This is a genomic window from Vibrio tubiashii ATCC 19109 (assembly GCF_000772105.1).
Lineage (GTDB): Bacteria > Pseudomonadota > Gammaproteobacteria > Enterobacterales > Vibrionaceae > Vibrio > Vibrio tubiashii.
This window is the reverse complement of sequence record NZ_CP009354.1, coordinates 235,970-249,462: the sequence shown is the minus strand read 5'-3', so window position 1 is coordinate 249,462 and position 13,493 is coordinate 235,970. Positions and strand designations below refer to the sequence as shown.

General features: G+C 46.7%; 11 protein-coding genes. 3 read left to right on the top strand and 8 right to left on the bottom strand.

From position 1 onward, the window contains the following. Nucleotides 1-23: 23 nt before the first annotated feature. Nucleotides 24-2,486: a ribonuclease R gene (rnr, locus tag IX91_RS01130; protein WP_004745871.1), complete on the bottom strand. Its 2,463-nt coding sequence runs from the start codon at nucleotides 2,484-2,486 to the stop codon at nucleotides 24-26. Nucleotides 2,487-2,740: 254 nt separating this feature from the next. Here rnr and IX91_RS01125 point away from each other — a divergent pair, with 254 nt between their 5' ends. Next, nucleotides 2,741-4,150: an amidohydrolase gene (locus IX91_RS01125; protein WP_038197115.1), complete on the top strand. Its 1,410-nt coding sequence runs from the start codon at nucleotides 2,741-2,743 to the stop codon at nucleotides 4,148-4,150. Between the two features lie 101 nt (nucleotides 4,151-4,251). On the opposite strand, the gene motX is transcribed toward IX91_RS01125, so the two are convergent. The 7 genes from motX to kefG all read right to left on the bottom strand — a co-directional run bounded on the left by motX (nucleotide 4,252) and on the right by kefG (nucleotide 10,910). Continuing rightward, complete coding sequence (motX, locus tag IX91_RS01120) at nucleotides 4,252-4,890, bottom strand: flagellar protein MotX (protein WP_004745868.1); 639 nt, start codon at nucleotides 4,888-4,890, stop codon at nucleotides 4,252-4,254. Between the two features lie 224 nt (nucleotides 4,891-5,114). Further along, nucleotides 5,115-6,431 (bottom strand): adenylosuccinate synthase, encoded by a 1,317-nt coding sequence (locus tag IX91_RS01115; RefSeq protein ID WP_004745865.1) that lies wholly within the window; start codon nucleotides 6,429-6,431, stop codon nucleotides 5,115-5,117. A gap of 173 nt (nucleotides 6,432-6,604) precedes the next feature. After that, on the bottom strand, nucleotides 6,605-7,546 hold the full coding sequence (locus IX91_RS01110; protein WP_004745862.1) for an isoaspartyl peptidase/L-asparaginase family protein: 942 nt from the start codon (nucleotides 7,544-7,546) through the stop codon (nucleotides 6,605-6,607). Nucleotides 7,547-7,649: 103 nt separating this feature from the next. Further along, a complete protein-coding gene (slyD, locus tag IX91_RS01105; RefSeq protein ID WP_004745860.1) occupies nucleotides 7,650-8,231 on the bottom strand; it encodes a peptidylprolyl isomerase in 582 nt (193 codons plus the stop codon). Between the two features lie 92 nt (nucleotides 8,232-8,323). After that, nucleotides 8,324-8,518 (bottom strand): YheV family putative zinc ribbon protein, encoded by a 195-nt coding sequence (locus IX91_RS01100; protein ID WP_004745859.1) that lies wholly within the window; start codon nucleotides 8,516-8,518, stop codon nucleotides 8,324-8,326. A gap of 18 nt (nucleotides 8,519-8,536) precedes the next feature. After that, nucleotides 8,537-10,333 carry a glutathione-regulated potassium-efflux system protein KefB gene (gene kefB, locus IX91_RS01095; RefSeq protein ID WP_004745858.1) on the bottom strand — a complete coding sequence of 599 codons (1,797 nt, stop codon included), beginning with the start codon at nucleotides 10,331-10,333 and terminating at the stop codon, nucleotides 8,537-8,539. After that, complete coding sequence (gene kefG, locus IX91_RS01090) at nucleotides 10,323-10,910, bottom strand: glutathione-regulated potassium-efflux system ancillary protein KefG (RefSeq protein WP_004745857.1); 588 nt, start codon at nucleotides 10,908-10,910, stop codon at nucleotides 10,323-10,325. The genes kefB and kefG overlap by 11 nt, the downstream gene beginning before the upstream one ends. A gap of 171 nt (nucleotides 10,911-11,081) precedes the next feature. Between kefG and IX91_RS01085 the strand changes: the two genes are divergently transcribed. Next, a complete protein-coding gene (locus tag IX91_RS01085; RefSeq protein ID WP_004745856.1) occupies nucleotides 11,082-13,004 on the top strand; it encodes an ABC transporter ATP-binding protein in 1,923 nt (640 codons plus the stop codon). Further along, complete coding sequence (locus IX91_RS01080; RefSeq protein WP_004745855.1) at nucleotides 13,001-13,480, top strand: TIGR02444 family protein; 480 nt, start codon at nucleotides 13,001-13,003, stop codon at nucleotides 13,478-13,480. Before IX91_RS01085 ends, IX91_RS01080 begins: the two co-directional genes overlap by 4 nt. Nucleotides 13,481-13,493 lie beyond the last annotated feature (13 nt).

Here is a 13,493-nt window from a genome sequence, read left to right as displayed (position 1 = left end):
TAAAAACCTGTTGGGTTAAATTCTTACTGCGCAGCTTTCTTAGTACGCTTGGCTTTCTTAGGTTTTGCGCCCGGCTTTTTTTTACGCGCCTTAGTCACTTTCGGCTTCTTGCCTGTTCCTGACTCTGACGGCTCCGGACGTTTGGTTGGTTCAACGTCAGGGCTGGCTTTACGGCCTGCTTTGCCACCTTTGGTTGCGGCGCGTTTTTTCTCTTTGGCTTTTCTTTTCGCCTCTGCCGCGCGCTTCTTAGCCGTCTTCCCTTCGCCGCGTAGCTTACGACTTGTTTCGACTAATTCAAAGTCAATTTGACGATCATCGAGATTAACGGAAAGCACTTTGACTTTCACTGCATCACCTAATCGATAGATAGCACCAAAGCTTTCACCGATAAGTCTCTGACCAATAGGGTCAAATTGATAGTAGTCATTCGCCAGCGCTGAAATATGCACCAAACCGTCAATATGCAGATCGCTAAGACGAACGAAGAAACCAAAACCAGTAACATTGGCGATAACGCCTTCGAGTTCCTCACCAACATGGTCTTGCATGTATTCACATTTGAGCCAATCAGAAACTTCGCGAGTCGCATCATCGGCGCGACGCTCAGTCATCGAACATTGTTCACCGTAGAAGTCCATGTCATCAAATGAATAGTGGCAACCACCGGTTGGTGTCCAGCGATCTTTCAATGTGCCATTTTCTTTGGCAATTAGATATTTAATCGCGCGATGCAATAGCAAGTCTGGGTAGCGACGAATAGGCGAGGTAAAGTGCGCGTAGCGTTTTAGTGCCAAGCCAAAGTGGCCGCAGTTATCTGCGTTGTAGACCGCTTGCTTCATCGAACGCAACAGCATGGTTTGAATCAGCTCTTTGTCTTGACGCTCGCCAATTTGCTTAACTAAGTCAGCGTAATCGGTTGGCGATGGCTCTAAACCACCATTTAAGTGCAGACCTAACTCACCCAAGAAGTCACGGAAACCTTGCAGACGGAGTTCACCCGGAGATTCGTGAATTCGGTAGAGTGCCGGTTCTTTTGCTTTTTCGACCAAAGAAGCAGAAGCGATATTGGCTAAGATCATACACTCTTCAATAATCTTATGCGCATCGTTGCGAATCACAGGTTCAATACTGTCAATCTTACGCTCCGCGTTGAAGATGAACTTGGTTTCCACCGTTTCAAATTCAATCGCACCACGATTGTCACGAGCATGCTTAAGCACTTTATACATCTTATGCAGCTCTTCTAGGTGAGGAACGAGTGGTTCGTATCTTTGGCGCAGCTCTTCATCCCCTTCAAGGATATGGTGTACCTTGTTATAGGTCAGGCGAGCATGAGAGTTCATCACCGCTTCGTAGTGCTTATAGCCAGATAACTTACCCGTCTCGGAGATGGTCATCTCACACACCATACACAGACGATCGACTTGTGGGTTAAGAGAACATAAGCCGTTAGATAATACTTCCGGGAGCATTGGAACCACTTGCGATGGGAAGTATACCGAATTACCACGGTTAATCGCTTCTTTATCCAGTGCACTGTCTGGGCGAACGTAATAGCTGACATCAGCAATAGCGACCCAAAGTCTCCAACCACCGCTTTTCTTTTTCTCACAGAAAACAGCGTCGTCAAAGTCACGAGCATCTTCGCCATCGATAGTCACGAGTGGCAGTTCGCGTAGGTCTACCCTACCAACTTTTGCCTCTTCCGGTACTTCTTCACCAAGTCCTTCGATTTGCTTATCGACTGCTTCAGGCCACTCGTGAGGAATTTGGTGAGTACGGATCGCAATTTGTGTCTCCATCCCTGGTGCCATGTTTTCACCTAAGACTTCAACCACTTTACCCATCATACCGCGAGAACGAGAGCCACGATCCGTAATTTCAATCACCACGACATTCCCCATACGCGCCCCTGCACGTAGGTCATTCGGGATCAAGATGTCTTGGCTAATGCGCGAGTCATCTGGCACCACATATGAGTAACCATATTCCATAAAGAAGCGACCAACGATTTGCGTGACGCGCTCTTCAAGTACACGAACTAAGCGCCCTTCCTTTCGGCCTCGCTTTGAGTTCTCAGTTGGTTGAACTAATACATAGTCACCATGGATGATGTTTTTCATTTGGTGATGAGGAAGTACGATATCGTTATCTTTGCCGACGCTTCCTTCGGGACGCACCCAACCATGACCATCTTTATGACCAATCACATAGCCTTTCACCATTTCCAGTTTCTCTGGTAAGGCGTAGCATTGGCGGCGAGTGAAGACCAGTTGCCCGTCACGCTCCATGGCGCGCAGTCGACGACGTAAGCCTTCGTAATGATCTTCTCCTTTCAGCTTTAAAGCGTCAAAGAGATCATTGCGGTTCATCGGAACGCCAGCTTGGCTGAGGAACTCAAGAATAAACTCACGGCTTGGGATCGGGTTTTCATAATTTTCCGATTCACGAGCTGCAAATGGGTCATTATGGATATTGTCTGACATAGGCGCGCCTAATTAACAAAGGAGGGGAATTAAAACTAGTATATCTGACTAGCGGGGTAAGCTACAGGTAAGTCGCTTTAATTTCGCAGTTTTTCCACCTATTTTTCATAACTTATCTCGACTCTTCACAACTCATAACATCGTACGATAAAGATCACACTTCATTGCAACTGACTGGGCAAACGATTGCACCTAGTAAAGAAGGGGGTATGATTCAGGAAAAATTTACTATTCCTTTTACTACAGGTGTTGCTATGAGTATCAAACGTACCTTAATCGCTTCGGCTATCGCTAGCCTTGGTCTGTTCTCGCTTCAGGCGTCCGCTGCTGAGAAAGCGGACTTAATGATCACAGATGCCATGGTTCTTACTATGAACCAAGATAAGACCGTGTATGAAAAAGGAACGGTAGTGGTAAAGGGTAATCAAATCATTGCAGTTGGTGACCAATCCCTAGAGAAACAATACCAAGCGAAGAAAGTACTGGATGTGGATGGCGATATTGTTATGCCTGGCCTTATCAATACCCATACTCACGTCTCTATGACGGTATTTCGTTCTCTAGCTGATGATGTCCCTGACCGACTTCACCGCTATATTTTCCCACTAGAAGCTAAGCTTGTTTCACGAGATATGGTCCGTATCGGGGCAAACCTTGGCAACGTCGAAATGGTTAAAGGTGGCGTAACCACCTACGCGGACATGTACTATTTTGAAGATGAAGTGGCAAAGACCGTCGATAAGATCGGCATGCGAGCCATATTGGGCGAAACAGTGATTAAGTTCCCGGTTGCTGACGCTGCTAACGCAGATGAAGGCATTCAGTACGCACTTAACTTTATCAAAGAGTACAAAGACCACCCGAGAATCACACCAGCTTTCGCGCCACACGCCCCATATACGAACACCACTGAAACACTGCAAAAAGTGGCTAAGCTGTCACTTGAACACGATGTGCCCGTGATGATTCACTTAGCGGAATCACACCGTGAAGAAGAGAAAATCGCAGAACGCTCTGATGGCCTATCGCCTGTTCAATACATGCATAGCATTGGCGCACTGAACAAAAACCTAGTTGGCGCTCACATGATCTTAGTTGATGATGAAGACATCAAACTGGTGAAAGAAGCAGATATGGGTGTCGCACATAACATGAGCGCCAACATTAAATCTGCAAAAGGCGTTTCTCCTGCTCTTAAGATGTACGATGAAGAAGTTCGTATTGGCTTAGGTACTGATGGGCCAATGTCAGGCAACACTTTGAGTACTATTGATGAATTCAACCAAGTGGCTAAAGTACATAAACTGGTTAACAAAGATCGCGCGGCAATGCCACCAATCAAAGTAATTGATATGGCGACCATGGGTGCGGCCAAAGCACTGCATATGGAAGACAAAATCGGTTCCCTTGAAGCTGGTAAACTGGCAGATATCATTGTCATCGACACTAAAGCACCAAACATGGTGCCAGTCTATAACCCGTACTCGGCTTTGGTTTACTCAGCAAACTCAGGCAATGTACGTCACTCTATTGTTGATGGAAACGTACTGATGCAAGATCGCGAAATGCTCACTGTCGATGAAGAAGCGATTCGCAAAGAAGCACTTGAGTTCACTAAAGTGGTTCGCGAGACAGTGATTAAATCTGGTGAAGTGGTCCAATAACCGCAGGCTCATAATAGCAATGCCCAGCAAGTGCTGGGCATTTTTGTATTTTCGCAACCGACCGAGTGCAGTAAGTCAGGTGCTGTTAAACTTTTTAGCTGTTACCAGAAGGTATCGCGCTTTTTCGCTCTGGCGATAATGTTCTGAGGCATACGCCTCTCTAAGCCTTGCCTTAGCACACTAATGCGTTTGTGTACCCGCTGATCAGCCGTGACCGAGTTATATAGCCAGCGATAGGCATCTTCATAGTCAAGCGGACTACCATAATCACGTAGCAGCAGCTCTGCTAAGTGAATACGCGCATTGAGATTGCCCATAGCCGCCGCTTCACGCAAGTAAGGAATCGCGCGCTCTTTATCTTGCTGAACTAAGGTACCACGTGAGTAATAACGACCAATCTGCTCTAGAGCAGCCGGCAAACCTTGGTGGGCAGCATTTTCCATGTAGTAGAGACCTAGCTCTACATCTTGATTGACACACACTCCCCACGCCAACATATCTCCGTATAAAAATTCATACGCAGGTAAGCTGATTCGAGTCGCACGAGCCACAATATCTTCAACAAGCTGACAGTTATCGGCTTTTACACGCTCTAAATGTTGGTTGTTGTTGATGAGTTTAATTAGTTCGGCTTCGGTATATATAGGTATTGGCTCACCGATATCAGGCAACTCATTTGCCTGTACCCATGAGGCACTTAACGCCAACACCATCGAAGCAGCTAATTTTCTTAGCTTCATTTTCTGCACTCTTAACTTCGACCATTGATGCTTTTTCGTCAACATCAGATTTGCCGCAAACACGGCAAGCTTGATACTAGTATCGGCAATCAATGCTAACTCTTTAATCAAAATTGCCGTTCTATGGCAAATTGTTGCCGTAAGTTAAGGGAATCGCAAGAAAAATTGGTTATAAAAAAACCGGCGATAGACGCCGGTTTATAAAATTGCTGAACAATCAAAGATTAAGCCTGGTAAGGGTGAACCTTAATGATTGTTTCGTTACGGTCTGGACCAGTAGAAATGATGTCTACAGGTACACCCGTTAGCTCTTCGATACGCTTGATGTAATCTAGAGCTGCTTGTGGAAGCGCGTCTAGAGACTTAGCACCAAATGTTGTCTCAGACCAACCTGGCATAGTTTCGTAGATTGGCGTCGCTTCTTCGAATGATTCTGCAGCCATTGGAGAAACTTCTAGGATAGAGCCATCTTTCATCTTGTAACCAGTACAAATCTTGATCTCTTTAAGACCATCAAGAACGTCTAGTTTAGTCAGACACATACCAGTTAGAGAGTTGATTTGGATTGCACGGCGCATTGCCACTGCATCGAACCAACCTGTACGACGTAGACGACCTGTTGTTGCACCAAACTCGTGGCCAACATCACCTAGGTGCTTACCTACTGGGTCTTGCTTGTCTAGACCATCGTAAAGCTCAGTTGGGAATGGACCTGAACCAACGCGAGTACAGTAAGCCTTAGTAATACCAAGGATGTAACCGATGTGACGAGGACCAAAACCAGAACCTGCAGCAACACCACCAGCAGTCGTGTTAGATGAAGTTACGTATGGGTAAGTACCGTGGTCGATGTCTAGTAGAGTACCTTGAGCACCTTCGAACATAACCTTGTCGCCGCGCTTACGTGCTGCGTCTAGTTCGTCAGTTACGTCCATAACCATAGAGGTTAGTAGGTCAGCGTAACCCATGCACTGCTCAAGAACTTCATCGTAGCTTACTGTTTCAGCTTTGTAGAAGTGCTCTAGTTGGAAGTTATGGAATTCCATCACTTCTTTTAGTTTCTCAGCGAACATTTCTTTATCGAAAAGGTCACCAACGCGAAGACCGCGACGAGCAACTTTATCTTCGTAAGCTGGACCGATACCACGACCAGTTGTACCAATCGCTTTAGCACCACGAGCGATTTCACGCGCGTTGTCGATAGCGATGTGGTAAGGAAGAATTAGAGGACAAGCTTCAGAAACGAAAAGACGCTCACGAACCGGGATACCACGCGCTTCAAGAGGCTTCATTTCTTTAAGAAGTGCTTCAGGCGATAGTACAACGCCGTTACCGATAACACATTTTACGTTATCGCGTAGGATGCCTGATGGAATTAAGTGAAGAACGGTTTTTTCACCGTCAATTACAAGAGTGTGACCTGCGTTGTGACCGCCTTGGTAGCGAACCACATACTTTGCATCTTCAGTTAAAAGGTCAACAATTTTACCTTTACCTTCGTCACCCCATTGGGTGCCCAGAACGACTACGTTATTTCCCATCTTTCCAGTATCTGTTGCTAGTTAAAAATGGATTCTAGCACTGAATCACATTTCTTGCAGTCATTTTTTAATCATCTAAGCGTAATACCGCTTAAATAAAGGGGTGACTCAGCTAACGTCGAATTATATCAGCGACTTAATAGCACACTTGCTGGATTCAAGTCGCTTACTAGCTACTCATCTGCGTAGATTTTCACGCTAAAGCGACCATTTGCGTCGATTCCTGCTCGGTACATGCCACTGCTGTTCATCGCAAAATGGAGCTGTCCTTGGGCATCAACGGCAATCAGACCACCTTCTCCGCCCATCTCTTTGAGCTCTCCTTGAATAATCGTCTCACATGCAGTGGCTAAATCTTCTTTCAAGTAACGCATTCTTGCGGCAACATCGCCCGCGACAGTTTGACGAATGAAGAACTCTCCCATTCCTGTGGTGGATACAGCAACATTGCCATTTTCAGCAAATGTCCCAGCGCCGATGATCGAAGAGTCACCTACCCTGCCATATTTCTTGTTAGTCACGCCCCCAGTGCTGGTTGCCGCCGCAAGATTGCCTTGCTGATCCAGTGCTACCGCCCCTACAGTGCCGTATTTCTTATCATCAGGGTATTTAGACTCCGACAAAGCAAACAAGCCTTTCTCTTTCATCGATAGCAGCTGCTCATAGCGACGATCGGTGAAAAAATAGTCCTGCTCGGTGAACTCGTAACCATGCTCGAATGCAAACTCCTCGGCCCCTTCACCAATCAGTAATACATGGTTGCTCTTGTTCATCACATCGCGTGCAAGCTCGATAGGATTTTTAATATGACGAACACCTGCAACGGCACCGGCATTTTTATCTTTGCCATGCATGACAGACGCGTCCATTTCAACCATCTCTTTATGAGTTAAGACAGAACCCTTGCCTGCATTAAAATTAGGTGAGTCTTCGAGCACTTTAACCGCGGCAACGACCGCATCAAGTGCATCACCCGACTGAGCTAGAATGCTATGCCCAGCGCAAACCGAAGCTTCAAGGTCAGCTAGGATAGAAGCCTTTAACTCTTCGCTCATTTGATCACGTAATATAGTTCCGGCTCCGCCATGAATGGCGATTGAGAATGGTTGAGTCATCGACGGCTCTCCTAACAACGAGTTGACTGATAAGTTAATAACAAAAAAGGCGTTTCCCGTACAGCGGGAAACGCCTTTTACAATCTAGTTCTAAGCTAACGGATTAGTGAGAACCGCAGCTACCGCCACCGCAGCAGCCATCTTTCTTCTCTTCACCATGATCATGGCCTTCGCCACCACAACAACCACCTTCGTGATCGTGGTCGTGACCACAGCCACCAGCTTGGTGAACATGACCGTGCTCTACTTCTTCCGCTGTCGCTTCACGTACCGCTACAACTTCAACGTCGAAAGTCAGAGTTTGACCCGCAAGCATGTGGTTACCATCAACAACTACTTCGTCGCCATCCACTTCTGTCACTTCTACAGGGATTGGGCCTTGGTCAGTATCCGCTAGAAAACGCATACCTACTTCGATTTGCTCAACACCTTGGAATACATTTGCAGGAACACGTTGTACAAGTGCGTCGTTGTGCTCACCGTATGCTTCTTCTGGAGAAACGGTTACAGAGAACTTAGCGCCTGCTTCCTTACCTTCTAGTGCTGTTTCAAGACCAGTGATTAGGTTGTTGTTGCCGTGTAGGTAATCTAGTGGCGCATCAGCCGTAGACTGATCAACAACAACACCGTCTTCCAATTTCACTTGGTAAGCAAGGCTTACAACTACGTTCTTTTCAATTTTCATATTTACTCCAAGGAGAATAAAGGACCTTAGCCCAAACTAAGGTCTATAAACTTTCTACGGGGGTATTATGGGGATGATTTATAGAAACACAATCAATCGGGCTTAAAAATGCCGATCATTTCTTGACCGCCATGTTCTGTTTTCTCAACGGACTGAGGCTGACGTTGGTCTTGGTGACCACATTCAACACATTCTACTAACTCAATATTATTCTCTATCCACCAGCGCAAAGTGTCTTGTGCTGAACACTTTGGGCAGCTGGCGCCTGCGATAAATCTTTTTTTCATCTGTTTTGTTTCACTAGTTTAATCCCAGAAGTTTTTGGCTTGTTGATCGCTCTCTAGCTCTCGACCAAATATCTCTTCCAGTTCTTTGCGGGCTTCTTTGGCTCTTTGGGCCAATTGTTTATCATCATTGTGCTGAGGCAGCAATTCTTTGAGCATAGCATTATCGAGCTTTCTAAAATGCGCTTCCGCTCGCTTTGCTTGATACGGATGCATGCCTAAATTGATCAAGGTTTGACGACCAAGATCTAAGGCACCTAAGAAGGTTTCTCGTGAGTAGTTGTCTACCCCATGACTCAGAAGTTGATAAGCTTCGACGCGACTTCGAGCACGTGCCAGCAATTTCAAATCAGGGAAATGGGTTTGGCACAACTCAACTATTTGCATGATCTCGTCTGGCGAATCAGTACAGATCACCATGGCCTCTGCTTTATCTGCCCCCGCCGCACGCAATAAATCAAGCTGAGTTGCATCACCATAAAAGACTTTGTAGCCATATTTACGCAGCAACTGGATCTGGCTGGCATCACTTTCTAGGACAGTCACTTTAATCTTGTTGGCATACATCAAACGGCCAATGATCTGACCAAAGCGACCGAAGCCTGCGATGATGACTCTTGGCTGCTTATTAATCACATCACTGCGCAGAGCCTCAACGGATTCTGCGTTTAAGCCACGGGCATACCATTTGTTTTGTGCCATCAGTAGCAACGGCGTCGTGACCATAGACAAGCTCACTACCACCAACAAAAAGGCGGTTTGCTCTTGGTTGATTAGGCCTTCGCTGCTTGCGGCAGTAAAGATAACGAAAGCAAACTCACCACCTTGGCTAAGTATTGCTGCCATCTTACTGCGAGCTTTAGCGCTGCTGCCCGCAAGTCGTGCCAGAAGATAAAGAATCAATCCCTTAACGATAACTAAACCGACAACGGCAGCTAATACAGTGAAAGGCTCTAAAGCCAATAGTCCCAAGTTGACCGCCATACCGACGGCAATGAAGAACAGACCAAGCAGTAAGCCTTTGAATGGTTCGATGGCAATTTCAAGCTCATGACGATATTCGCTTTCTGCGAGTAACACGCCCGCCAAGAAGGTACCAAGTGCCATGGATAGACCAAGGTGTTTCATTAACAGGGCAATGCCAATGACCAACAACAGTGCCGCGACTGTAAACAGCTCTCTAACGCCACTGAGCACTACATAACGAAATAGAGGTCTTAGTAGGAAATGACCACCAACCAGCAACCCGCCGACACCACCTAGCATCCACAACGCATCAAGCCAGTTACCTGCAGTATTACCAGCTAGAACAGGAAGAATCGCGAGCATAGGAATGACCGCAATATCTTGGAATAGCAGAACCGCAAAACCAGACTGTCCGGTCTCGCCACCAGCTAGCCCTTGCTCTTCGATAACTCGCAGGGCAATGGCCGTAGAAGAAAGCGCTAAGCCCATGCCAATCACAAGACTGGTTTGCCAAGATGTTCCTGCCAGATAAGCAACACATGACAAAACTAAAGTAGTGACAACAACTTGCGCCCCGCCAAGCCCTAATATGGGGCCTTTCATTTGTAAGAGCTTTTTCGGATTCAGTTCCAAACCGATCAGAAACAGCAGCAGGACGACACCAAACTCAGCAAAATGGAGAATGGCTTCAACATCGCGGATTAACCCTAGCCCCCAAGGACCAATAGCAACGCCCGCAAGCAAATAGCCCAGCACTGAGCCAAGACCCAATCGCTGAGCAATCGGCACGGCAATTACCGCAGCCGTTAGAAAGATCACACTACTCTGGAGAAAATCACTTTCAAGCGCCATTCCCACCCCCTACTACTTGTTCAGTATAGGTTAGCAATGGATTATTCAGCCATTGACGATAGGTCTCTGCATGTTGATAGCGTTCCATTTCACTGACATTACGCGCCCAATAGAGCACCAACGGCTCAATCCACTCCATCTGACACAACGCTGCAGTAAGCTCAAACGGCTGCAGAATTTCATCGAGCGGATAGCGGTTGTAACCGGAGCGCCCAAAAGCTTCTTCTTTGCCTCCGGTGGTAATCACGCTGCGCCAGTATTTTCCTTTCAGCGCTTCTCCCTTGCCGTAGGCGAACCCCTTACCGAGAACGCGATCGAACCACTCTTTAAGCAAAGCGGGGCAAGAGTACATATAAAGAGGATGGTGGAACACAATCACATCGTGTTCTTCAAGCAATTGCTGCTCAGCCGGAACATCAATAAAAAAATCTGGGTAGTGTGCATAAAGATCGTGCACGTGGACGTGATCAAGCGATTCAATCTTCTTGATCATCATTTGATTAGCCACAGAAGTTTGTGACTCTGGATGGGCGTAAAGCACCAACACTTTAGGCTTGTCGGATGATAAACTCTGCATTCCTTCGACAGCAATCCTTAATGTTATGAATAGCCAGTTATGACTGTTTTTATTGCCATTTATCGTTATCAGTTTGTTATACGTTGTTAGTGGCAATAACGCAACGATCGACATAACTCGTTAACTACCCTACTATTCGTCGCAATACGAGCAAAGACAAAGCAAAAGATTATGATTACCTTCTCTGGCATCCAGCTTCTTCGAGGTGGCAAACCACTTCTAGATCAAGCTTCGGCAACCATTCATCCAGGCGATAAAGTCGGTCTAGTCGGCAAAAACGGTTGTGGTAAATCAACCCTATTCGCCCTGATCAAAGACGAACTCTCTATTGACGCGGGTAACTTCAGTAAGCCGGCGCACTGGGAAATGGCTTGGGTGGCACAGGAAACCCCTGCACTGGAGCGTAGTGCGATTGAGTATGTCATTGATGGTGACCGTGAATACCGCCGCTTAGAATCAGAGCTGGAGACGGCAGAGCAACAGGACAAAGGCACTTTAGTCGCCGAAATCCATGGCAAGATTGAAACCATTGGTGGCTACAGTATTCGCGCACGCGCCGCAGAGCTACTCGATGGTTTAGGCTTTAGCCAAGATCAGATGAGCTGGAACCTCACTCAGTTTTCTGGTGGTTGGCGTATGCGCCTTAACCTTGCACAAGCACTACTTTGTCGCTCCGATCTTTTGCTACTCGATGAGCCAACCAACCACTTAGATCTTGATGCTGTTATGTGGCTCGAACGCTGGCTACAGAACTACCCTGGCACGCTTGTCCTTATCTCTCACGACCGTGATTTCCTAGATCCTATCGTCGGTCGCGTTATTCATGTCGAAAACCAGCAACTCAATGAGTACACGGGTAACTACTCTTCGTTTGAAGATCAGCGCGCGCAAAAGCTTATCTTGCAGCAAGCTCAATTTGAAAAGCAGCAAAAGCAAATGTCGCATATGCAAAGCTATATCGACCGCTTCCGCTATAAAGCCTCAAAAGCTCGCCAAGCACAAAGCCGCATCAAAGCTCTTGAGCGTATGGAAAAAGTGCTACCTGCTCAGCTTGATAACCCATTCAGTTTCCAGTTCCGCGATCCCGAGGCCTTGCCAAACCCAATCATCATGATGGATGAAGTGTCGGCGGGCTATGGTGACAATCTGATTTTAGAAAAGATTCGCCTTAACCTAGTCCCTGGTAGTCGCATTGGTCTGCTAGGTCGCAATGGTGCAGGTAAATCAACGCTCATCAAATTGCTCTCGCGTGAACTTATTCCTCAGGGCGGCGACTTAACCTACTCACAAGGCGTCAAGATTGGCTACTTTGCTCAGCACCAGTTGGAAACGCTGCACCCTGAAGAAACACCACTGCAACATATGATGCAAATCGCCCCAGATAAGAACGAGCTTGAACTGCGTAACTATCTAGGCAGTTTTGGCTTCCAAGGCGAAAAGGCGCTAGAAAAAGTCGCACCGTTTTCTGGTGGTGAGAAAGCGCGACTAGTACTGGCTTTAATCGTGTGGCAAAAGCCTAATCTGCTGCTCCTCGATGAACCAACTAACCACCTTGACTTGGATATGCGCCAAGCGCTCACGATGGCCCTACAAACCTTTGAAGGTGCCATGGTGATTGTTTCGCACGACCGCTACTTGTTACGTGCAACCACAGATGATCTGTATCTTGTGCATGACCGCCAAGTTGCACCATTTGATGGCGACCTAGCTGACTACTACAAGTGGCTGACGGAACAACAAAAAGCCGAGCGCCGAGAGGCTCAAGCTCTGCAACCTGAAAAGAGCTCTGTGAATAGCGCGGCGGCAAAGAAAGATCAAAAACGTCGTGAAGCCGAGTTCCGTAAGCAAACGGCACCAATTCGCAAAAACCTGACAAAACTTGAAGAAAAAATGGATAAGTTGGGCGTTAAACTTGCGGAAGCAGAAACGCAATTATCAGATAACTCACTTTATGATGCCGAAAATAAAGCTAAACTTAACGAAGTGTTAGCTATTCAGGCCAATAGCAAAAGTGAGCTAGAAGATGTCGAAATGGAATGGATGGCTCTGCAAGAAGAGCTAGAGAATATGGAGCAGGAGTTCAATAGCCAATGAGTTCAAAGCACGTCGCTATTTCTTTAACACTGGAACGGTTGTGGCAATTTAGCTTGCAGTATTACAGTGTGCGAGAAGTAAAAGAGGCGTGCCTCCATCTGCAAAATCATTTCAAAGGTAACGTTAACCTACTCCTGCTGCTTAAATGGCTTGATGAGCAGCAGGTTTGCTTTCAAGAACAGGACTGGCACAAGGTTGAAGAATGCCTTGGACGCTCAGAAGCCTTACTGCACAGTTACCGCGAGCTAAGACGAAAACTCAAGCTCCACCTCCCAGATACCTTGTATCGTGAATCACTGCAATTTGAGCTGCAATTAGAAAAGCAGCAGCAATCTGATCTGGTCGATTGCATCAACAGTATTGAACTTACAGTGAATCACGCAGAGCCCCTTACTTTACGTTACTGCCGCCAATTAGGCGGTGAACAGCTGTATGAGGCTTTTGCTGAACCTATCGATGATATCGCCAATCTATAAGCCCTAAGCTTTG